This is a genomic window from Streptomyces sp. NPDC001617 (genome assembly GCF_053596855.1).
Genome location: NZ_JBSFHA010000044.1, coordinates 66,913 through 87,184, shown reverse-complemented (window position 1 = coordinate 87,184; position 20,272 = coordinate 66,913). Strand labels below are relative to the sequence as shown.

Here is a 20,272-nt window from a genome sequence, read left to right as displayed (position 1 = left end):
CTGCGGCCGCCCCCTCAAAACCGGCAGAACCAGAACCTAACGAAGCACTACTAGGCGCTTGCCTTCTTACCTCGTATGTCGAGGCCGTCGAGCAGCTCGGCCGTGGCCTGCGCGATCACCTCGACCGCGTGGTCGAACACCTCCTGGTTGTGTGCGGCGGGCGCCCGGAAGCCGGACACCTTCCGTACGAACTGCAGGGCCGCGGCCCTGATCTCCTCCTCGGTCGCCTCTTCGGGCAACGCGGGCGGGCGCAAGGTCTTGATGCTCCGGCACATGCGACCAGTCTGGCCCAACTCCGGGGCGCCTGCGATGAAGAAGTTCCACGCTCCCCGGACCCTCACCGCCGACCTCGCGGCCCTGGGCTGGTCGGCCCGCGTCCGCCCCGTCGGCGGGAACATCGTCGGCGTCGCGGAACCCCCGTTCCGTGCCGTCGACGTGTGAGTGGCATGAGTCGCCTGGCCATCCGCCCCGGCCAAAAACGCCTTTCATGCCCGGCCGCCGAAGGCTAGCGTCAGGTTCGGCGAGTGACCCACGAGGAGCTGAGACATGGTCGGCCTTCCGAGCACGCGTTGACGTCGTAGGCCGTGATCGGCCTGTCCTCGCGTGCCGTCGGCAACCCAAGGGATCCCCGTGCCGTCCGCCTCCTCTCGCTCTTCCTCCGCTGCATCCGATTCCGGTCGCCCCGTCCCTTCCGGTCTGTGGCGGGACGGCGACTTCCGTAGCCTCTGGGTGGGCCAGACCGTCTCCCAACTCGGCGAGCACACAAGCCTGTTGGTGTTGCCTCTCTTCGCCGTTCTGACGCTCGACGCCGGTGCCGGCCAGTTGGGCGTCCTCCGGGCGGTGGGGCAGGCGCCGATCCTGTTGCTGTCGCTCCTCGTCGGCGCGTGGGTCGACGGATGGCGGACCCGCACGGTGATGGTGCTGGCGGATGCCGGCCGGGCCGCGGCGCTGGCTGCTGCCGCCGTGGCCGGTCTCCTGGGCATGCTCGGCCTGCCCGTGCTGCTCGTCGTCGCCTTCGCCGTCGGGGCACTGTCCGTGTTCTTCGACGTGGCGTACCAGACGTCTCTCGTGCGGCTGGTGGAACGCGACCGGTTGGTACGGGGCAACAGCGCGCTCGAGGGCAGCCGGTCCGCGGCCCAGATCGGCGGTCCCGCCCTCGGCGGCGCCTTGGTGTCACTGCTGTCGGCACCGATCGCCGCCGCCTGCAGCGCAGTGTTCTTCGCGCTCTCGTTCCTGTCGATCCGCCGGATCGGTCGCCGCGAATCGATCCCGGAGCGCTCGGAACGGCCCCCTCGCATGGGGCGGCGGATCCATGAGGGCCTCCGTTTCGTCGCCGGCGACACCTCGCTGCGGACCGTGTGCCTCGCCTCGGCCGCCTTCCAGTTCTCCTTCGCGGCCATGACGACCGTCTATCTGCTCTTCCTGCCACGGGAACTGCATCTGTCGGGCACCGCCGTCGGGCTGTCGCTCGCGGCGACCGGTCCGGGCGCGCTCCTCGGCTCGGTGCTGGCCGCCCGCCTGCCGGGCCGGTTCGGCCATGGCGCGGTGCTGGTGTCCGCGGCGGCACTCGGCGACGGCGCGTTCCTGTGTGTACCGGCGCTGCACGGCTCCTCCGCGGTGACCGTTCCCGTGCTCGTTGCGGTCAACTTCGTGTTCGGTACGGGCGGCCAGTTGGTCAACGTCACGGTCATGGCCGTCCGGCAGGCGGTCACTCCGGACGGGATGCAGGGCCGCGTGGCCGCGACGATCACATGGGCCGGGATGGGGATGACCCCACTCGGCTCACTGCTCGGCGGCTTCCTCGCACAGGGGTGGGGATTGCGCACCGGCCTCCTGGTGACGGCCGCAGGCATGCTGCTCTCCCCGGTACTGATCACCCTGTCCCCGCTCGCCCGCCTGGGCCGGACGCTTCCGGCCCTCGCGGGACAGGACGGCCCCCACCCGTGCGCATGAACCCCGGGAAGGAACTCGCATCCCAAATTCGAACAGGCGTAGCATTGCGCCGTGGCAACGACCTATGACTTTCCGAGTGACCTCCTCGCCGGTCAGGAGGAGCTGCATCAGGTCCGGGCCGAGCTGTCGGCCCTGCTCAAGCGTCTCCCCTGGTCGGTCGAGCCCCTGGACGGCTTCAGTGACACGGGCGGCTGGCGCAAGGTGGAGCGCCCCGCCTCCCCCGGCTGGACGGCCGACGAGCAGGCGGAGGTCGAGAAGCTGCGGCAGCGCGAGCACGAACTGGCGGTCTTCGTCACCACCCACCGCTTCTGGACGGAGGTCACGGCCGGAGAGCGGGTCGACGCCCGCACGACGCTGAAGCACACACGCGGCGAGTGAAACGAAGAAGACCCCGGCCATCCATGGCCGGGGTCTTCTCCTGCGGTGGGCGCGGACGGTTTCGAACCGCCGACATCCTGCTTGTAAGGCAGGCGCTCTACCCCTGAGCTACGCACCCGAGACGAGTCGACAGCCTACCTTGCCCGAGGTGGTGCCCCGCAAACCCGTATCGGGAGCGTGCCAGGTGCGGGGGTTTTCCCCACCTCCGATCCGGGAGCGGCCCGGATCCCCCCGCGAGCCCCGGCTCCCTACCGTCGAAGGGCCTTCACCATCCGCCTCAGGGGGAGCTCCTCATGGTCAGCATGGTCAGCCGCAGCAACGTCGCCCGCGTGAGCCTCGCCGCATCCGCCGTCGTGCTCGTCGTCGCCGGTGCCACCGCCTGCGGTGCCTCCGCCGGGGACGACGAGCATCCCGATCACCGGACGTTCGCGCTGCGGGGGAAGACGCTCACCGTCGACTCCGACGACTCGGCGCTGGAGATCGTCGCCGCGGACGCGAACCCGGCGGGCAAGGTCGAGGTCACCCGCTGGTGGCAGGGGTCCGTGGCCATCGGCAAGGGCCCGAAGGTGTCCTGGTCCATGAAGGACGACCGGCTGACGCTGCGCATGACGTGCTCCGGCATCGTCGCCGACTGCTCGGCCAAGCACCGGATCGAGGTCCCGCGCGGGGTGCGGGTCAAGGTCGAGGACCGGGACGGCAGCGTGCGCGCGCGTGGCTTCCAGGACGCGCTGAACATTCGTACCGACGACGGCTCGGTGCACGTCAGTGACTCCACCGGGCCGCTGACGCTCCACTCCGCCGACGGCTCCGTACACGCCGCCGTGTCCTCCCGGCAGGTCCGCGCCGAGACCGCCGACGGCTCGGTGCACCTCGAACTCGGCGCCGTACCGGATCTCGTGGACGCCGGCAGCAAGGACGGCTCCGTCACCATCGCGCTGCCCCGCTCCACGTACCGGGTGACCGCCCACACCGGCGACGGCTCGGTGGACGTGTCCGTGCCCCGGTCCGACTCCAGCTCGCACGTGGTCTCCGCGCGTACCAGTGACGGCAAAGTCACAGTGAAGAGCGCGAACTGACCGGCCCGTGTGTTCGTCCTCTACGGGTGGGAGAATGAAACCGGGCACCCGCCAGGACGGATGACAGCACGGGAGAGGGAAGTGACGGCGACACCTTCGCAGCCGTACTCGCCGTCGGTGCCGCGCGCACCCCGCCAGACGCGCGGGGATGCCTTGATCCCGTTCAAGGACACCCTCACGCTTCTCGCCCTGCCCCTGGTCGCCGCGCTCGCGCTGCCCGCCGCGTTCGCCGGCGGCGGCACCCGGCGCTGGTTCGGCGGACGGGCCGAGTCCCAGCGGGCCGAAGCACAGGCCGCGAAGGACGCCGCGGCGGCCGCGTTCTACGAACTGGACACCGCCCAGCGCGACCTGCGGATCTCGATCGAGACGATCACGGCCGTCGACGACACCCCGGCCGCCCGCCGCGTCGTCTCCGACTTCGACGCCCTCGGCCGCCGTATCGACGAGGTCAGCCACCGCTACATCGAGGCCGTCGACGCCCATGACCTCGACCGCGACGACCTGGAGGCCTCGGTCGCGGCACACGCGCGTACGGAACTCACCCGCGCCAAGGACGAGCTCACCAACGTCAAGCGGGAGCTGGACCGTTTCGCCGACAGCCTCGGCCCCCTCCTCGGCAAGGCGGAGACCCAGCTGGCCCGGCTCGCCCCGGCCGTGGAACGCGCCCGCCAGGGCCTGCTCGCCGCTTCGAACGCGCTCGACGCCGTGAGAGCCACCCACCTCAGAGCCGACGACCTCGCCGCCCGCCTCGCCGCCCTCGGCCCCGAGCTGACCAGGCTCAACCAGGGCGCCGGGCAGCACGGCGTCCCGCAGACCCTGGAGCGCGCAGAGCGGGTCGCGCGCGAGGCCGAGGCGATCCGGGTGGAGGCCGAGCGGCTCCCGGAAAAGGCGGCCGAGATCGACCACCGCCTCGTCTCCCTCCGCACCCGCGCCCAGGCCCTCACCACCCGCGCCGCCCAGGTCGAGCCGATCCTGAGCGAACTGCGCCGCCGCTTCTCGGCGGCCTGCTGGCAGGACCTCCAGCACGTCCCCGACCAGGCCACGGAGAACGTCCGCCGGGCCGAGACCAAGCTGAAGGAGGCCCAGGCGGCGAGAGACGCGCAGCGCTGGCCGGACGCGACCTCACTCTTGTCGACGGTGCGGGCCCTGCTGAACACGACCGACGAGTCCGTGTCGGCGGCGCGAGACCGCTTGCAGCGGCTGAACGCCGTCCAGAAGGACCCCCAACAGGAGATCGACAAGACCCGCTTCACCATCCGGGACGCCCAGCGCCTGGCGATGACGGGCAAGGCAACGCCCGATCCACGGCACGCCCGCCCCCTGGACGACGCGGTGGCCCGCCTGGACCGCGCGATCACGGGCCTGGAGGGCCGCCACCCCGACTACTGGCACTTCCTGACGGAGACAGAGGCGGTAAGGCAAACGGTGGCGAGGGTGGTCGCACAGATCCGAGAAGACCGCGGTTCCGTAACCCCCTGAGGGGCGCGGGGCTGTGTTGAATCTGCGGCTGCCGCCGCGTGGGCGCGACCAGCCACGACGGCGCCGCAGACGACCAACTAGCTCCGGTAGGCGTAGTAGGCCGAGTTCGGGTACGAAGCAATCAGGCTCGACAACGACCGCCGATACGTATCCGTGTCGTGGTACGTCAGATAAGGCACCCCACTCGAACTCCGATACGTCGTCATCATCGAGTGATCCTTCGACCCGTCCTTGTCGAAGTCCATCTGCAGCACATCACCGAGATCCATCTGGTACGCGTTCGCCAGCGGAGTCGTCCGCTTGGCGGTCTGCGTGAACCAGGACCACTCGTTGACCCCGATCCAGGTGTCGGTGTCGCTGGACGTCCCCGAGTTCCAAGTGCCGTAGTCCTCGGTCGAGTTGGTGACCTTCTTCCAGCCGCCCGCATACAGCGACTGGCTCAGGAAGTTGGTGCAGTCACCGCCGTTGCCGTTGTAACGCCGGTACGCGGTGTTGTAGTTCTTCCAGTACTTCTCGGCGTACGCCACCATCGCCGCGTAGTTGTACGTCGTCCCGGAGCCGAGGTTCTTGGGGGCCGCGGGTGCCGGGTAGGTGATGGCCGACTTCGGGGCGTCGATGACGGCGCTCGGGCGCACCGTGGTCGTGGCCGGCGCCGGCGCGGGCTCGTTGACCGGCCGGGGCCCCTTGTCGGTGAGGCGTTCGCGGGTGAGTTTCCAGGTGCCGTCCGCGCCCACGGTGAAGGTGAGTTCGTGGTGGGCGGTGAACCCCGTGGTGGCGGGTTCGTCGCCGCGTATCTTCGCGTACGTCAGTGTGGTGCGCTCGGTGACCCGGACCGTGGCGACACGCCCCCGCAGCTTGGTGCTGTCGACGGTCACCTCGGTGTCGGCGTCGGTGTAGGCCTCGCCGAGCGCGGCGAGCCGCGAGCGGGTGCCGTGCAGGGAGGTCACGGCGGAGATCTCGGACTTGGCCTGGGCGGCGGCCAGTCGGACACCACCGGTGGCCTTCAGGGCCGTAAGGGCGGCAGGCTTGGCGCCCTCGACCAGTGCGGCGGTGCGGTCGGTGAGGACGGCGTCGGCGATGCGGCCGAAGGCGTCGGTGGTGGCCGCGGTCACGGCGGGGGCGGGGGCGTCGGCCGCGTGGGCGGCGGAGACGGGGAGCAGGGCGGCGGACAGGGCCGTGGCCGCGAGGGCCGCACAACGGGCTCTGCGCACGCCGGAGTTGCTCGATCTCACTGGTGTTTCTCCTTGCGGTGGGGGGTGTTTCATTTCACGACCGTGGACCAGTCGGCGGGTGACTGCGCGGGCTCGAGGCTGCGCAGCCGTGCCAAGGTCTCCGGTTTCTGCACGTCCAGCCAGGCGGCCAGTTCCTTGAAGGACACGCACTTGACGCCCTTCTTCGTGCAGAGGTTCTTGACGACCTGGTCGACGGCCTTCATGTAGATGCCGCCGTTCCAGTCCTCGAAGTGGTTGCCGATGAACAGCGGGGCGCGGCTGCCGTAGTAGACGCGGTTGAAGCCGTTCATGTACGCGTCGACGGCCTGCTTCTCCCACTTGGCGTACTCGGCGGGGTTGCCGTCGGTCGCGCCGTCCGTCTGGTTGTAGAGGAAGTTGAAGTCCATCGACAGGGCCTGGTTGTCGTTCGAGTACGGCACCAGCTGGAGCGGGAAGTTCCAGACGCCGTCCTTCTTCGACGGCCAGATCTGGAAGTCGCCCGGCGAGCTGGCGTCGTATGTCCAGCCGAGCCCCTTGATGGCCTTGAGCAGGTTCTTCTGGCCCTCCAGACAGGGCGCGCGGCCGCCGACGATCTCCTTCTTGAAGTCGAAGGGCAGGGCGGGGACGTCCTTGAAGCCGGTGTTGGTCTTCCAGTTCTCCACCAGGGAGTAGAACTGGGAGATCTCCTGCTTCCAGTCGTCGACGCTCCAGTTCTGGCCGCTGGTCTTGCTGTCGCAGAAGTGGCCGTTGAAGTGGGTGCCGATCTCGTTGCCCTCGTTGTAGGCCAGCCGGAGCTGCTCCAGCGTGTCGCGGATGTGCTCGTCGGTGGCGTAGTCGATGGCCGCGGTGCCGGGCTTGTGCTGCGGCGGGTGGTAGAGGGTCTTCCTGCTCTTGGGCAGGAGATAGATGCCGGTGAGGAAGAACGTCATATGGGCGTCGTACTTCTGCGCCAACTCCCGGTAGTGGGAGAAGAGATGGTCGCTGCCCTCCAGACCGCCGTCCCAGGAGAAGACGACGAACTGAGGTGGTTTCTCACCGGGTTTGAGCGGCACTGGCTTCAACTCGCCCAGCTGCGGGCCGGTGTAGGAGGTGGAACCGTCGCCGAGGAGCTTGGTCCTGCCGTCCCAGGAGGGCTCCGCGGTGGGCTTCGGCGAGGCCTTTCCGGGGCGTCCGGAGGCGGACGCGGTGGGCTGGGTGTGGTCCTGGCGGGTCAGGACCAGGAAACCGGCGACCACGGAGGCCACCACGAGGAGGGCGGTCAGGGTACGGACTTCGGGGCGGGCGGGTTTGCGAGGGGCACGCGCTTTGCGGCGACGGCCCGTGGGCGTCCTGCCAGGCATGGTGTGGGGCATGCGGTGCTCATTCTGCGAGGGGGGTGGGGGGTGTGCGGGCCTCGGAGGTCAGCCGAAGCCCATCGCGCCCGACCAGACGGCGTACGGGACGCTGTCGGCCGAGGTGCCTGCGATGCCCTTGAGCGGCAGCGGCTCCAGGGACTTGGTGAGATCCATGCGGTAGACGACGACCGCGGTCGACACGGAGTCGTCGCTGCCGGCGTACCAGGCGGCGGTGTCGTCCGCGGTGGTGCCGGACTTCCCGGCCGCTCTCACCGCCCGGACGGTGGGGTGGGCGAGCCGCAGGGAGCTGGTCAGCGCGGCGGTCACCTCGTCGGCCACCTCCGCGTCGATCGCCCGGCGGGCGGTGGGGGTGGCCAGCGGGACGGTCGCGCCGTTCCGGGTGATACGGCGCACCGAGTACGGCTCGGTGTGCATGCCCGCGGCGGCGAAGGTGGCGTATCCGCTCGCCATCCGGATCGCACTCGGGGTGGAGCTGCCCGTCGACAGCGCGGGTATCTGCGCTCCGATGCTGGAGGGGAGCAGCCCGGCCGCGACCGCGGTGTCGCGCACCCTGTCCAGGCCGGTGTCCAGGCCGAGCTGCACGAACGGCGTGTTCACGCCCACGGCGAGCGCCCTGCTCAGCGCGATGGGGCCGTAGGACTTCCCGTCGTCGTTGTGCGCGAGGACCTTCTTGCCGCTGCGGTCCCAGTACGGCCCCTCGGGCGTGGTGACCGTGAGGCCGTCGTCACCGTCGTACACGGTCTCCGGGGAGACCGAAGTCGTGGGTCCTGTACGGGACTTGCGGACGCCGTGTTCGAGACCGGCCGCGTAGACGAACGGCAGGAAGGCCGAACCTGCCTGCACGGTACTGGCGTTGGACTCGTTGTAGCCCTGCGTACGGTGGTCGGGGCCGCCGTAGACGGCGAGGATCCGTCCGTCGTCGGCGACGGTGGAGGCGCCGTAGTGGGCGGTCTTCGCGGCCTTGGGGTCGTCCTTCTTCGCCTGCTTGCGGGCCTTGGCGACGGCGTCGGTGAGCTGGGTCTCCCGTTTGCGGTCGAAGGTCGTGTAGATCTGGTAGCCGCCCAGGTCGAACTGCTTGGCCGAGATGTGCGCGGCCTTCTTGGCGTACTGCTGCGCGAGTTCGACCAGGTAGTCGCTCTGCTTGCCGGTGTCGTAGACCCGGGCGGACTTCAGCGGCTCGGGGAACGTCGTGTACGTGGCCCGTTCGGCCGGCGTCAGCCTGCCGATCTTGACCATACGGTCGAGGATCCAGGACCAACGCTCCACGGCACGCGTGTGGTTGGCCGGGGAGAGAGTCGGGTCGTAGAGCCCGGCTCCCTTCAACAATGAGGCAAGGAACGCCGCCTGACTGACATTCAGATGGGTGACGTCCTTGCCGTAGTAGGCCTGGGCGGCACGCTGAATGCCATAGGTCCCGCGCCCGAACCAGCTGGTGTTCAGATACCCCTCGAGGATCTGGTCCTTGCTCATCCGGTTGTCGAGCTTGAGGGAGATCATCGCCTCGGTGAACTTGCGGCTGACGGTCTGATTCTGCGTCAGATACACGTTTTTGACGTACTGCTGAGTGATCGTCGAACCGCCCTCGGTGTCCCCCTCGCCGACGGTGCGCACCAGTGCGCGGGCCAGTCCCTTGAGGGAGATGCCGGGGTCCGAGTAGAAGCTCTCGTTCTCGGCGGCGAGCACCGCCCAGCGCACGTCCTCGGGTATGTCCTTGAGCGGCATGGCCTGCCGCTGCACCCAGCCGGTGCGGGCCATCGGGGTGCCGTCGGACCAGTAGAAAACGTTGTCCTGCTGGGTGGCGTACGAGTTGAGGTTCTGCGGGATGTCCGTGGCGGCGTAGGCGACGACCAGGAACATGCCGGTCAGACCGACGGCTCCCAGGAAGCCACCGAGCCACTGCCGCCAGGAGGGCAGCCAGCGCCGCAAGCCGGCACGGCCGGGGCGGGGGTAGGCGGGGCGCAAACGGCGTAACGCCAAGCGGACTTGGCCTAACGCCGTTCTCCAGGGGGACCGCTTCGGTGCCGCCCGGCGGCGGCGTGGGCGGCGGTGGTCAGCCGGCCGGCCCCTACGTTGTGCTGTCCCGGTCACGCTCGAAAAATATCAACGATCTTCGCATCTTCTCCACATAAGAATCCATCAGGAACGCTCACATACCGACCAGTACGGAACATGGCGGGCTTTGTGATTTACGCCACACTCATCAATGGCAACCTTCGGCGACCCTGCTCCCACCACACCGAGAGGGAGTCCGTCCTCCGAGCGGTTAGCCTGAGTCCATGCCTCGCTATGAGTACCGCTGCCGGACGTGCGGCGACACGTTTGAAGTGAGCCGGCCCATGGCTCAGTCGTCCGACCCCGCGGAGTGCTCCGCAGGACACACCGACACGGTGAAGTTGTTGTCGACGGTGGCGGTAGGGGGTACGGCGTCTGAGCCGGCGCCGCGAGCGAGCGGCGCCGGTGGCGGGTGTTGTGGTGGAGGGTGTTGCGGCTAGACGCAGCCCCGCGCCCCTAGGGGGTCGCAGGGCGGGTTGCCTTCAGGAATTCCCGGAGAATGCGCTCGCCCGCCAGGACTCCCCGCTCCGGCAGTCCGATGGTCCCCGGCGCGGCCCACTCCGCGTCGGCCAGTTCGCCGTGGCCCGGGCGCCAGCCCCGGTCCGCCGCCAGCAGCAGGTCGGCGTCCAGGAGGGAGTCGCCGGCGGCCAGCGTCAGTTCGGCCCCCGTCCGCCGCGCGACCTCCCGCATCGCCGCGCTCTTGGTCAGCGGCTTCGGGACGGCGTAGATCTTCCGCCCCTGCAGGGACACCGTCCAGCCACGGTTCTCCGCCCAGACCGCCAGCTCCTTGACCCATTCCTCGGGGAGGAGTTCGCGTTCCACCACCAGATAGGCGAAGAGGTCCTCGGCGACGCGGTGCTTGCGTACCCACTCCGGGTCCGTCGTCGCCAGCAGATGCTCGCGGACCTCGTCCAGGGGGGCGCACTCGTCGGCGAGGCGCGTCGTGACCCGGGCGTGCCAGTCGAGGTCGGAGACGCCGTCGACCAGCAGATGGCCGCCGTTGGCACAGATCGCGTACGTGGGCGGCGGGCCCGGGAGGTTGATGCGCTGGTACTGCTTGCGGGTCCGGGTCGTCGTCGGCACGAACACCGCCGCGTCGCCCAGGTCGGTCAGCAGGGCCGCCGCCGTCTCCGTCATGAAGGACAGCGGCCTGCTCTCGTGCACCTCCACGCAGAGCAGCCGGGGCGCCCGCGCGTCCGGCATGGTCAGCGCGAGGGCCGCCGGGGAGTAGATCAGCGTACGGTCGAGGTCGCTCGCCACCAGCACCGGCATCAGACGTTCACCGCCTTGCCGTCGGCACCGGTCGCACCGCGCGTGAAGCGGGGGTGGATCAACCCCACGCAGGTGTACGGCAGTTCGGTGACCTCCTCGACCGGTACGCCCCGTTGCCCGGCCAACAGCCGTACATGGTCGAGGTCGGCGCCCGCCCCCTGCCTGGCCAGGATCTTCCAGGGCACCCGGCGCAGCAGGACGCGGGTGGTCTCGCCGACGCCCGGCTTGACGAGGTTCACGTCGTGGATGCCGTACTCCTCGCTGATGCGCTCGACCGCCGCCCAGCCTTCCCACGTCGGCGCGCGGTCGCCGGAGAGCAGTTCCTTGGCCTGGGCGTCCACCGCGTCGGCCACTTCCGGGAAGCGGGCCGCGACCGCGTCGACGAAGTCCACCGACACGTCCGCGCCGGCGAGTTCGCGGTAGAACTTGGCGCCGTGGAAGTCGTGCGGGCCGACCAGGTCCGAGCGGAGCACGGTCCGTGAGATCAGGCCGGAGACGGTCGAGTTGAGGCAGGCGGAGGGGATCAGGAAGTCCTCGCGGGTGCCGTACGTCCGCACGCAGGAGCCGGGGTCGGCCAGGACCGCGATCTCCGGGTCGAAGCCGGTGACCCCGTCGGAGGCCTCGAACTCCTTGATGGCGTCGGCGAGTTCGCGGGTGATGGCGCCCTTGCCGGTCCAGCCGTCGACGAAGACCACGTCGTGCGGGTCGTGGTGGGCGGCCAGATAGCGCAGGGCGTTGGCGTCGATGCCGCGGCCACGGACGATGGAGACGGCGTAGTGCGGCAGTTCGAGGCCGTGGCGGTACTGGGCCCAGCGGCGCATCAGGACGCCGACGGGGGTGCCGGCGCGGGCCAGCGACACGAGGACGGGGCGCGGGGATCGCTCGGCGAGCACGATCTCCGTGACGGCGCCGACCGCCTCCGCGAGCCGGGACGCGGTCGTCTCCAGGGCCGCGTGGAACAGCTCCTGGTACTGCTCGCTGGGCTGGTACTCGACGGGCAGCGACTCCGCGTAGTGCGCGCCGCCGCTCTGGATGGCCTCCTCCCGCTCCTCGGTCGGCGCCTCCAGCGTCACGTCCGAGAGGTCCTGGAGCAGCCAGCCGACCTCCTCGGGCGCGTACGAGGAGAAGGCGGGGCCGCGGAGGGGCTCGGGCAGCATGGGGGGCCTTTCGGGGACGTACAGGGGCTCGGGGACGTAGGAGGGCACGACCGCGAGGACGACGTTCGGGGTGTGCGCGGCCAGCTGGGCCAACAGGCCGTCCGGCGCGTGCAGTCCGGGGGTGTCGGCGGTGGAGTCGACGACGGCGACGACCGCGTCGAAGTCGGCGCCGGCGACGTTGTACGCGTAGCGGTCGCCGGGGCCGTCGGCGGGGTTGTCGTGGGCCGGGAACGTCATCCGGCTGCGTATCGCGTAACCCGGGTCGTCGACGGCCAGGACGGGTGAGCGGGTCGTGGTCGAGTACCGCACCTCGACGTCGGCGACGACCTGCTCCAGCTCGCGGGCGAGTCTGAGCGGGGCGTACATCAGCTCTTCGAAGCCGAGGACGAGGACGCGGTGGGCGTCGGCGGGGAGTGCCTCCGCGAGGCGGGCGGCCATGGCGGGAAGGGCGCGTTCCAGGCGGATGCGGTGCTGGGGGGTGAAGCCGTGGCGTCCGCCGTCGGGGAGGCCGCGGGGCCAGTGCAGATCGACGCGGGTGGGGTGGGGGCGGCCAAGCGTCTGCCGGGTCTTGTTCGCTGCCGGGTGCGGGTTGTCTGTGGCTGGTCGCGCCCGCGCGGCGGTAGCCGCACATTCAACACAGCCCCGCGCCCCTTCAAGGTCGGCAACCGCATCGCCCGCCTTTGCTTCCAGGGGCGCGGGGCTGTGTCGATGTGCGGCTCCGCCGCGGGGCGCGACCAGCCCCCACTCAGCCGCAGACGACGAACCACCGCTCGCCGCACCCTCCGCCTCGTACCGCGCAACCAGCTCCTGCCCCTTCTCCAGCACCCCGGAGGGCAACCGCACCGTCCCCGAAGCGGCCGCCACCAGATCAACCCGGGCGCCGATCTCCCGCGCGAACTCCTCCAGTCGCCCCGCGTCGGCCGCGGACCGCATGTCGACCAGCGCCACCACCACGTACCGCCGACGGGGATACCGCTGATGAAGATCCCGGACGGTGTTCAGAACCGTGTTCCCCGTCGAGAACTCGTCGTCGACCAGCACCAACGGGCCGTCACCGACCAGCAGCGCAGGATCCTCCGGCAGCAGCAGATGCGACGTGGCGTGGGAGTGGGACTCCTCGAAGCCGCCCGCGGTCGCCACGCCGGCCACCGGGCGACGGGTGGAGTGGAGGTACGGCGCGAGGCCCACGCCGTCGGCCACGGAGTGGCCCAGCCCTGTCGCCGTCTCCGCGTACCCGAGGACGACCGCCCTGGCCGCCTCCTCGGTGCCGAGGAGCTCCCGGACCCGTCGGCCGAGGGCGAAGCCGTACCCGTACACCACCGACGGCGACTGCGGCACATGCTTGCCCAGCACGTTGGAGACCAGCAGATGGGCCCGCTTGGGGTTGCGCCGCAGCGCCAGCCCCAGCAGGTCCGTCAGCTTGTCGTCGCCCACGAGTTCCAGCCCGAGTCGCTCGGCGACCCAGGTCCCGGACCAGACCCCGTTGTTCACTGCGTTGCTCATGAGTCCCTAGTTGGTGAGGTCAGCCGGGTATGCCGGCGGCGAGCAGGTCCACGAAGCTGACGTCCTCGCGCGCGACGCCGAAGACCTCGGCCCGCAGCATGGTCCGCTCGGCCCAGGCGCGGTGCGGCTTCACCTCGTTCATCTTGTTCGTGTACGCCGACCTGAGCACGCCCCCACCGCCCCGCTCGGGCCGCAGGATGTCCGCGGCGTCGCTGAACTCCTCGTGGCTGACCACGGACAGCGCGTGCACCGGCAGGACGTGGGTCGGGTGGATGCAGGTCTTGCCCAGCAGACCGTTGGCCTGGTCCAGCGAGATCTCCCGCAGCAGCCCGTCCATGGCGTGCTCTATCAGTTTCTCGCGCAGCTCGACCGCCTGCCCCTCGAGGAAGGGGCTGGTGCGCAGCAGCGGCTTGAACATGCGTTCGGGGACACGGAAGTACTCCCACACCGGCCCGGTGACCGTGAACCCGGTGCCGTCGGCGCGCCCCAGCATGTTCACCACGTCGGCTATCACGGAGGCGATGATCTGGACGTCGTAGGCGGTCATGTCGGGAGCCCGGCGCAGCCCGTACGACGAACAGAAGTCGGTGACACCCAGCCGGAGCGCCAGCACGCGTTCCCGGTACTTCTCGACGGCGCGGGCGATGCCCTCCAGGGCGTCCACGCGCGTCTCCCGGTACATCAGCTCCGGTGTCTCCAGCACGGGCATCCCGAACAGCCGGTGCCCGCTCGCGGCCTCGGCGCCCGCGAGGGCCTCCAGGAACGGGATACCGCGCTCCTCGGTGAACTTCGGGAAGACGAACCCGGACAGCAGCCGGACGCTCGGACCGAGTCGCCGTACGAGATCGGGGATCTGCTCGGGCGTGCGCACCCGGATGAACAGCAGCGGGATGCAGTCACCGCCTCTCGCGTCCAGGTCGGCGAACTGCCGGACGAGGTTCTCCTCCCCCGCCACCACGTCCGCGTCGTCGATCGAGTCCTCCAGGCACAGCACCATCGAGACCACGCCGAGCGCCGCCTGTTTGACGATGTCTTCGGCGAGCCGCGGCCGGGTGGCCGGGCTGTAGAGCGTGGCGCCCAGGGCCGCGGAGAGCAGCCGGGCCGGGGAGTCCGCGCCGAACTCGCACGGCTCCTGGTGGAAGAGGCGCTGACGCACCTCCGGGGCGATGTGCCCGAAATGACGCATAAAGCTCCCCCGCGTTGGCTATGTGGCCCGTGATCTGCAGAAAGGTGGCCGGTAATAGTACGTACAAACCCATGTCATGGGTTCCCACCGGGCATGAATTTCAGGTAACGCAGGACATGAACAGCTGTGACGGCTGCCGTACCCCGCGTTGTCGTGACCAGGACCGAGAGGGCAGGATGACCGCATGACGCACGCGATGCTGAAGGGATCGAACGTCCCGCTCGAAGCCACGACGGTGCGCGCCGTGCTGCGCTGGACGCCCGGGCCGGGAGTTCCGGATGTCGACGCCTCGGCGCTGCTCCTCGGCCCCGACGGACGTGTGCGCTCCGACGAGGACTTCGTCTTCTACAACCAGCCCCGGCACCCCTCCGGGAAGATCTGGTGGCTCGGAAAGAAACGGCTCGCCGACGGTCCTACGGACACGATCCAGACAGATCTGGCCGGAGTCGAGACCGATGTCAGCCGGATTCTTCTGGTCGCTTCGGCGGAGGACGTTCCCTTCGGCCGCGTACCGGGTCTGCGCATCCTGCTGTACGACGCCCGGCTCGCCGAGGCCGAACCGCTGATCACCTTCGACATCAAACCGGAGACCGGCAGCGAGACGGCCCTGATCTGCGGCGAGCTCTACCGCCGCGGCGAGGGCTGGAAGTTCCGTGCGGTGGCCGAGGGTTATACGGACGGTCTGAAGGACCTGGCCACGGACTACGGCATCTCGGTCGACGAGTCCGAGCCGACGGCTGCGCCGCTTCAGCCGGAGATCTCCCAGCCGCTGCCCCCGGAACAGCCGACGGCGCTCCCGGCCCAGCCGGCCTACGGCTATCCGCAGCAGCCACCGACCACGCAACCCGCGTACGGCTACCCCCAGCCCGCAGCAGCAGGCACCCAGTCCGGCTACGGCTACCCACCCCCGGTGACCACACTCCCGAACCCGGACTTCCGGCTGCCACCCCAAGGGCCCCAGTTCATCGGGCGTTAGAGGAACCCCCTACGAACCACCCGCAGCCGCCGACGCACAGCCGCCCCCGAGCTCCTGGGCGACTATCGCTCCACCTTCGTCTTGTAACCCCGCCCCCACTGAAGCCCCCACCCGTACAACCGATCCAACTCCGCCTGGAACCCGTACACGAACTTCACCTCGCGCCGGACGACCAGCTCCCCCTTGACGTTCTCGATCATCACCACCGCGCACGACCGCGCCTGCGGATGCCGCTCGTCAAGATGGATCTCGATCCGGGGCCCATTGCTCGGATACAGCGTCACGATCGCGTGCGTACGGTCGAACGCGGGCGTCTGGTCGTAGATGTACACGAACACCAGCAACCGCTTGATCTCGTCCCGATGATCGAGGTTGACGTACATCGTCTCCCCGGACGCCGACCCGAACCGGTCGTCGCCGCTCAGTTTGACGTACGGCGGCGCGTTGACGTCCCCGAAGTAGTTCCCGAGCGGCTGTACGACGCCCTTGGTACCGTCGGCCAGCTCATACAGGCACGCCAGGTCGAGGTCGACGTTGACCATGCTCTGGTTGTGCCCCATGACCTCCGGCGGCTTCAGCGCCTTGAACGGGTGCCGGAAAAGAGACTCCCGCTGCGAGCCGCCTATGTCGGACGTCCGCATCCGCCAGTTCAGGTTGACCCGCAGATGCCCGGTGGCGGCCCCCTGCTTGGTGAGTGAGACCTGGTTGTGCCGTTTGGTCAGCTCGATGGCGTTGGTGGCCGAACTGCCGGAGTCGAACTCGGCCGCGCGCGACCCCAGCAGACCGTCGAAAAACCCCATTACCGCCCCCACGTTCGACTTGAAAAAGACCGGCGGGGCGGCCGGAGGCCCGGCCGCCCCGCTCAGAGCGTTCCTCACCCGAAGGCGCGTCACACCCCGGACGAGACCTCAGTCTTCTCGTCCGAGTCCGTCGCTTTTCCCTCGGCGGCCGCGAGACGTTGGTTGCGGCGGACGGAGGACCAGAAGGACCAGCCGATCAGGACGACGCCGACGAGACCCGTGATGACCTCGTTGATCTGGTACTGGATGGTGACCATGAGGATCACGGCCAGCGCGCCGATCGCGTAGTGCGCGCCGTGCTCCAGGTAGACGTAGTCGTCCAGGGTGCCCTGGCGGACCAGGTAGACGGTGAGCGAGCGGACGTACATGGCGCCGATGCCGAGACCGAGGGCCATCAGGACGATGTCGTTGGTGATGGCGAACGCGCCGATGACGCCGTCGAAGGAGAACGAGGCGTCCAGGACCTCGAGGTAGAGGAACATGAAGAAGGCGGCCTGGCCGGCCAGGACGACGGCCGGCTTCTTCTTGCCGCTGCGCTCGGCCTCTTCCTCCTCCTCGTGCTCGCGCTCCTCCTCGGCCTCCAGGCGGTCTTCGAAGTAACCGGAGAGACCGCCGACGACCATGTAGGTGATCAGGCCGGCGATGCCGGAGATCAGGACCGTCTGGGCCTTGTCGACGTGGGCGCCGCCGTGCTGGTGGGCGTGGGTGGCGAAGGTGAACGACGTGATCAGCAGGACGACCAGGGAGATGCAGACCGACAGCATGTCGACCTTGCCGAGCTTGGCCAGCGGGCGTTCGATCCAGCGCAGCCACTGGATGTCGCGGTCCTCGAAGATGAAGTCCAGGAAGATCATCAGCAGGAACATGCCACCGAACGCGGCGATCGCCGGGTGGGCGTCGGTGACCAGCTGCTGGTAGTGGTCCTTGTTGTTCAGGGCGAGGTCGACCGCGTCTATCGGGCCGATCTTGGCGCTGATGGCGACGATGACGACCGGGAAGACCAGCCGCATGCCGAAGACCGCGATGAGCACGCCGACGGTGAGGAAGATCTTCTGCCAGAAGGCACTCATCTTCTTCAGGATTCCGGCGTTGACCACCGCATTGTCGAACGACAGCGAGATCTCGAGAACGGAGAGGATCGCCACGATGCCGAAGGCCTCCCACCCCCCGTAGAAGACCGCCGCGACCAGGCCGACCGCGGTAATCGCGAACGACCAGCCGAAGGTTTTCAGAAGCACTGGCTACCCAATCCTTGGCGACCGGGTCTCCCCGGGCCGCACTCGGCTTTACGAAACATTGACTCCGAAGTCTAGAGCGATGCCCCGGAGACCCGACGCGTACCCCTGCCCCACCGCACGGAACTTCCATTCGCCCTGGTAGCGGTAGACCTCGCCGAAGATCATGGCCGTTTCCGTGCTGGCGTCCTCGCTGAGGTCGTAGCGGGCGAGTTCCTGGCCGTCGGCCTGGTTGACCACGCGGATGAAGGCGTTGCTCACCTGGCCGAAGGTCTGGCCGCGCTCGTCGGCCATATGGATCGAGACCGGGAAGACGATCTTGTCGCACCGCTCCGGCACCTTGGAGAGGTCGATCAGGATCGACTCGTCGTCGCCCTCGCCCTCACCGGTGAGGTTGTCGCCGGTGTGCTCCACCGAGCCGTCCGGGCTCTTGAGCTGGTTGTAGAAGACGAACCACTCGTCCCCGAGCACCCGCCCGCTGTTGCACAGCAGCGCGCTGGCGTCCAGGTCGAAGTCGGCTCCGGTGGTGGAGCGCGCGTCCCAGCCGAGCCCGACCATCACCTGAGTGAGGTTGGGTGCGGCCTTGGACAGGGAGACATTGCCCCCCTTGGCGAGCGTGACGCCCATGATGCTGGTCCTCCCCGAGACGGTGCGTGTTTGGTTGTACTGCGGGTCCGGCGCCGCACACGGGCGGTGCGGCGCCGGAGGGTTCGACCGGCCGGGCTGCCGCTCAGACGTTCACGCCAAAGTCCTGCGCGATGCCGCGCAGGCCCGAGGCGTAGCCCTGGCCGATGGCGCGGAACTTCCACTCCGCGCCGTTGCGGTACAGCTCGCCGAAGACCATGGCGGTCTCCGTCGAGGCGTCCTCGCTCAGGTCGTACCGGGCGATCTCCGCCTCGCCGGCCTGGTTCACCACGCGGATGAACGCGTTGCGCACCTGGCCGAACGACTGCTGGCGGTTCTCGGCGTCGTAGATCGACACCGGGAAGACGATCTTCTCGATGTCGGCCGGGACGGCCGCGAGGTTGACCTTGATCTGCTCGTCGTCGCCCTCGCCCTCACCGGTGATGTTGTCGCCGGTGTGCTCGACCGAGCCGTCGGGGCTCTTGAGGTTGTTGAAGAAGACGAAGTTCTGGTCGCTGGCGACCTTGCCGGAGCTGTTCAGCAGCAGCGCGCTGGCGTCCAGGTCGAAGTCGGTGCCGGTCGTGGTGCGGACGTCCCACCCCAGACCGACGATGACCGCGGTCAGGCCCGGGGCCTCCTTGGTCAGCGATACGTTGCCGCCCTTGCTGAGGCTGACTCCCACGAGTCCTCCATTGGGTTCAGGGGCGGGGCGCCCCGCCGTGCGTTTGACATCGGATCAACGAATCGATCCTAGTGACGGGTTCCCGCCCCACGCATGGCTTGGAGCCGAAGAATCACAGGGTGTCGAGCGCCTTGACGTACTCGTTCAGGTCGCGGGCGTCCGGCAGCGCGTTGACGACGGTCCAGCGGACCACGCCCTCCTTGTCGATGACGAAGGTGCCGCGCACCGCGCAGCCCTTGTCCTCGGCGAAGACGCCGTAGGCGCGGGAGACCTCGCCGTGCGGCCAGAAGTCGCTCAGCAGCGGGTAGTCGAGGCCCTCCTGCTCGGCGAAGACGCGCAGGGTGTGGATGGAGTCGTTGGAGACGGCGAGCACCTGGGTGTCGCGGTCGGAGAACTGCGGCAGGTTGTCCCGCACCTCGCACAGCTCACCGGTGCACACGCCGGTGAAGGCGAAGGGGTAGAAGAGCAGGACCACGTTCTTCTGGCCACGGAACTCGGAGAGCTTCACGGTGGCGCCGTGGTTGTCCTTGAGCTCGAAGTCGGGGGCCTTGTCGCCGACCTGGATCGCCATCGGGATACATCCCTTTCGGTGGGGCTGTTCGGGTGGTGGACCCAACCCTACGCAGCGCTCACCGAAAGACGACGGACGGGCCGAGCGAACACTCGGCCCGTCCGGGATGGCCTACTTCTTGGACTTGGCTGCCTTCGGCGTCACCAGCCGGCTGCCGCTCCAGTCCTTGCCCACGCTGACGCTCTTGGAGGCGGACAGGCCCGCCGTCGTCGCGGCTTCGGAGATGTCGCTCGGCTCGACGTAGCCGTCACGGCCGGTCTTCGGCGTCAGCAGCAGGATCGAGCCGCCCTCCTCGATGTACGTGGTGGCGTCCACCAGCACATCGGTCAGGTCGCCGTCCTCGTCGCGGAACCAGAGCACCACGGCATCGGCGACGTCGTCGTAGTCCTCGTCCACAAGGTCGCTGCCGATGACTTCCTCAATGGCCTCGCGGAGTTCCTGGTCTACGTCTTCGTCGTAGCCGATCTCCTGGACCACCTGCTCGGGCTGGAACCCCAGCCTCACGGCAGGGCTCGTCTCCGCGTGGTCCGCGGTCGCGCTCACGGGTTGCCTCCTGATCATGGTTTGGAACGGGGGTACCCCCGAGCCCGTTCAGGGCTTGGGGGCGTCTCAGCCACGCGCGTGCGCGAAGCATTGGCCGTAGTCCACACGGGCGGGGCGGATCGCGCAAGTACCCGGCCGTTCAGACCGCCGAAACGGTGACGTTCCTGGCCGTGTCACCGCAACTCCAGGCACGCCGCCACGGCCATAAGTGACCTACAC

20 protein-coding genes and 1 tRNA gene are annotated in these 20,272 nt (G+C 69.1%); 7 read left to right on the top strand and 14 right to left on the bottom strand.

Annotated elements, in window-relative coordinates; all coding sequences use genetic code 11:
- Positions 1-50: 50 nt before the first annotated feature.
- Positions 51-275 (bottom strand): DUF2277 domain-containing protein, encoded by a 225-nt coding sequence (locus ACWC09_RS29575; RefSeq protein WP_450853968.1) that lies wholly within the window; start codon positions 273-275, stop codon positions 51-53.
- Here ACWC09_RS29575 and ACWC09_RS29570 point away from each other — a divergent pair.
- The 3 genes from ACWC09_RS29570 (at position 274) to ACWC09_RS29560 (ending at position 2,331) form a co-directional block, all read left to right on the top strand.
- The gene (locus tag ACWC09_RS29570; protein ID WP_450853967.1) at positions 274-441 is read left to right on the top strand and encodes a hypothetical protein; all 168 of its coding nucleotides are present in this window, start codon (positions 274-276) and stop codon (positions 439-441) included. The two genes, ACWC09_RS29575 and ACWC09_RS29570, sit on opposite strands and share 2 nt — an antisense overlap.
- Before the next feature lie 189 nt (positions 442-630).
- Positions 631-1,953, top strand: coding sequence for an MFS transporter (locus ACWC09_RS29565; RefSeq protein ID WP_450853966.1), 1,323 nt, complete (start codon positions 631-633; stop codon positions 1,951-1,953).
- Positions 1,954-2,004: 51 nt separating this feature from the next.
- A complete protein-coding gene (locus tag ACWC09_RS29560; protein WP_450853965.1) occupies positions 2,005-2,331 on the top strand; it encodes a hypothetical protein in 327 nt (108 codons plus the stop codon).
- A 46-nt stretch (positions 2,332-2,377) separates the two neighbouring features.
- Here ACWC09_RS29560 and ACWC09_RS29555 read toward each other — a convergent pair.
- A tRNA-Val gene (locus tag ACWC09_RS29555) sits at positions 2,378-2,449 on the bottom strand.
- A 184-nt stretch (positions 2,450-2,633) separates the two neighbouring features.
- On the opposite strand from ACWC09_RS29555, the gene ACWC09_RS29550 reads away from it, so the two are divergent.
- Complete coding sequence (locus ACWC09_RS29550; RefSeq protein ID WP_450853971.1) at positions 2,634-3,407, top strand: DUF4097 family beta strand repeat-containing protein; 774 nt, start codon at positions 2,634-2,636, stop codon at positions 3,405-3,407.
- Between the two features lie 81 nt (positions 3,408-3,488).
- Positions 3,489-4,886, top strand: a complete 1,398-nt coding sequence (locus tag ACWC09_RS29545) for a hypothetical protein (protein ID WP_450853964.1) — start codon at positions 3,489-3,491, stop codon at positions 4,884-4,886.
- A gap of 77 nt (positions 4,887-4,963) precedes the next feature.
- Here the strand turns inward: ACWC09_RS29545 and ACWC09_RS29540 are convergent, their stop codons facing one another.
- The 3 genes from ACWC09_RS29540 to ACWC09_RS29530 are packed head-to-tail and all read right to left on the bottom strand — an operon-like array spanning position 4,964 to position 9,429.
- Entirely contained in the window at positions 4,964-6,118 is a 1,155-nt protein-coding gene (locus ACWC09_RS29540; RefSeq protein ID WP_450853963.1) for an amidase domain-containing protein, read from the bottom strand.
- Between the two features lie 29 nt (positions 6,119-6,147).
- Positions 6,148-7,449, bottom strand: a complete 1,302-nt coding sequence (locus ACWC09_RS29535; protein WP_450853962.1) for a hypothetical protein — start codon at positions 7,447-7,449, stop codon at positions 6,148-6,150.
- Between the two features lie 48 nt (positions 7,450-7,497).
- The gene (locus tag ACWC09_RS29530) at positions 7,498-9,429 is read right to left on the bottom strand and encodes a transglycosylase domain-containing protein (RefSeq protein WP_450853961.1); all 1,932 of its coding nucleotides are present in this window, start codon (positions 9,427-9,429) and stop codon (positions 7,498-7,500) included.
- Between the two features lie 299 nt (positions 9,430-9,728).
- Here ACWC09_RS29530 and ACWC09_RS29525 point away from each other — a divergent pair, with 299 nt between their 5' ends.
- Positions 9,729-9,944, top strand: a complete 216-nt coding sequence (locus ACWC09_RS29525; RefSeq protein WP_450853960.1) for an FmdB family zinc ribbon protein — start codon at positions 9,729-9,731, stop codon at positions 9,942-9,944.
- A gap of 16 nt (positions 9,945-9,960) precedes the next feature.
- Here the strand turns inward: ACWC09_RS29525 and ACWC09_RS29520 are convergent, their stop codons facing one another.
- Genes ACWC09_RS29520 through ACWC09_RS29510 form a run of 3 tightly spaced genes read right to left on the bottom strand, consistent with a single transcriptional unit; the run spans position 9,961 to position 14,622 of the window.
- The gene (locus ACWC09_RS29520) at positions 9,961-10,776 is read right to left on the bottom strand and encodes an HAD family hydrolase (RefSeq protein ID WP_450853959.1); all 816 of its coding nucleotides are present in this window, start codon (positions 10,774-10,776) and stop codon (positions 9,961-9,963) included.
- Positions 10,776-13,436, bottom strand: coding sequence for a phosphoribosyltransferase (locus ACWC09_RS29515; protein WP_450853958.1), 2,661 nt, complete (start codon positions 13,434-13,436; stop codon positions 10,776-10,778). Before ACWC09_RS29515 ends, ACWC09_RS29520 begins: the two co-directional genes overlap by 1 nt.
- A 19-nt stretch (positions 13,437-13,455) precedes the next feature.
- A complete protein-coding gene (locus ACWC09_RS29510; RefSeq protein WP_450853957.1) occupies positions 13,456-14,622 on the bottom strand; it encodes an HpcH/HpaI aldolase/citrate lyase family protein in 1,167 nt (388 codons plus the stop codon).
- A 184-nt stretch (positions 14,623-14,806) separates the two neighbouring features.
- Here ACWC09_RS29510 and ACWC09_RS29505 point away from each other — a divergent pair, with 184 nt between their 5' ends.
- Entirely contained in the window at positions 14,807-15,598 is a 792-nt protein-coding gene (locus ACWC09_RS29505; protein WP_450853956.1) for a TerD family protein, read from the top strand.
- A gap of 62 nt (positions 15,599-15,660) precedes the next feature.
- Here the strand turns inward: ACWC09_RS29505 and ACWC09_RS29500 are convergent, their stop codons facing one another.
- The 6 genes from ACWC09_RS29500 to ACWC09_RS29475 all read right to left on the bottom strand — a co-directional run bounded on the left by ACWC09_RS29500 (position 15,661) and on the right by ACWC09_RS29475 (position 20,053).
- Positions 15,661-16,398, bottom strand: a complete 738-nt coding sequence (locus ACWC09_RS29500) for a TerD family protein (protein ID WP_450853955.1) — start codon at positions 16,396-16,398, stop codon at positions 15,661-15,663.
- 89 nt (positions 16,399-16,487) lie between these two features.
- Positions 16,488-17,636, bottom strand: coding sequence for a DUF475 domain-containing protein (locus ACWC09_RS29495; protein WP_450853954.1), 1,149 nt, complete (start codon positions 17,634-17,636; stop codon positions 16,488-16,490).
- 48 nt (positions 17,637-17,684) lie between these two features.
- Positions 17,685-18,260 carry a TerD family protein gene (locus tag ACWC09_RS29490; RefSeq protein ID WP_450853953.1) on the bottom strand — a complete coding sequence of 192 codons (576 nt, stop codon included), beginning with the start codon at positions 18,258-18,260 and terminating at the stop codon, positions 17,685-17,687.
- 103 nt (positions 18,261-18,363) lie between these two features.
- The gene (locus tag ACWC09_RS29485) at positions 18,364-18,939 is read right to left on the bottom strand and encodes a calcium homeostasis/redox stress adaptation protein (protein WP_356341872.1); all 576 of its coding nucleotides are present in this window, start codon (positions 18,937-18,939) and stop codon (positions 18,364-18,366) included.
- A gap of 112 nt (positions 18,940-19,051) precedes the next feature.
- Positions 19,052-19,510 carry a peroxiredoxin gene (locus ACWC09_RS29480; RefSeq protein WP_450853952.1) on the bottom strand — a complete coding sequence of 153 codons (459 nt, stop codon included), beginning with the start codon at positions 19,508-19,510 and terminating at the stop codon, positions 19,052-19,054.
- A gap of 111 nt (positions 19,511-19,621) precedes the next feature.
- Positions 19,622-20,053, bottom strand: a complete 432-nt coding sequence (locus ACWC09_RS29475) for a DUF3052 domain-containing protein (RefSeq protein WP_356341877.1) — start codon at positions 20,051-20,053, stop codon at positions 19,622-19,624.
- Positions 20,054-20,272: the final 219 nt, after the last annotated feature.

What these genes read in the sequence shown, in the direction of transcription:
- ACWC09_RS29570 (WP_450853967.1), top strand. Translation starts at nt 274, where the DNA reads ATGCGACCAGTCTGGCCCAACTCCGGGGCGCCTGCGATGAAGAAGTTC.
- ACWC09_RS29575 (WP_450853968.1), bottom strand. Translation starts at nt 275, where the DNA reads ATGTGCCGGAGCATCAAGACCTTGCGCCCGCCCGCGTTGCCCGAAGAG.
- ACWC09_RS29550 (WP_450853971.1), top strand. Translation starts at nt 2,634, where the DNA reads ATGGTCAGCCGCAGCAACGTCGCCCGCGTGAGCCTCGCCGCATCCGCC.
- ACWC09_RS29535 (WP_450853962.1), bottom strand. Translation starts at nt 7,449, where the DNA reads ATGCCCCACACCATGCCTGGCAGGACGCCCACGGGCCGTCGCCGCAAA.
- ACWC09_RS29525 (WP_450853960.1), top strand. Translation starts at nt 9,729, where the DNA reads ATGCCTCGCTATGAGTACCGCTGCCGGACGTGCGGCGACACGTTTGAA.
- ACWC09_RS29520 (WP_450853959.1), bottom strand. Translation starts at nt 10,776, where the DNA reads ATGCCGGTGCTGGTGGCGAGCGACCTCGACCGTACGCTGATCTACTCC.
- ACWC09_RS29515 (WP_450853958.1), bottom strand. Translation starts at nt 13,436, where the DNA reads ATGAGCAACGCAGTGAACAACGGGGTCTGGTCCGGGACCTGGGTCGCC.
- ACWC09_RS29510 (WP_450853957.1), bottom strand. Translation starts at nt 14,622, where the DNA reads ATGCGTCATTTCGGGCACATCGCCCCGGAGGTGCGTCAGCGCCTCTTC.
- ACWC09_RS29505 (WP_450853956.1), top strand. Translation starts at nt 14,807, where the DNA reads ATGACGCACGCGATGCTGAAGGGATCGAACGTCCCGCTCGAAGCCACG.
- ACWC09_RS29500 (WP_450853955.1), bottom strand. Translation starts at nt 16,398, where the DNA reads ATGGGGTTTTTCGACGGTCTGCTGGGGTCGCGCGCGGCCGAGTTCGAC.
- ACWC09_RS29490 (WP_450853953.1), bottom strand. Translation starts at nt 18,260, where the DNA reads ATGGGCGTCACGCTCGCCAAGGGGGGCAATGTCTCCCTGTCCAAGGCC.
- ACWC09_RS29480 (WP_450853952.1), bottom strand. Translation starts at nt 19,510, where the DNA reads ATGGCGATCCAGGTCGGCGACAAGGCCCCCGACTTCGAGCTCAAGGAC.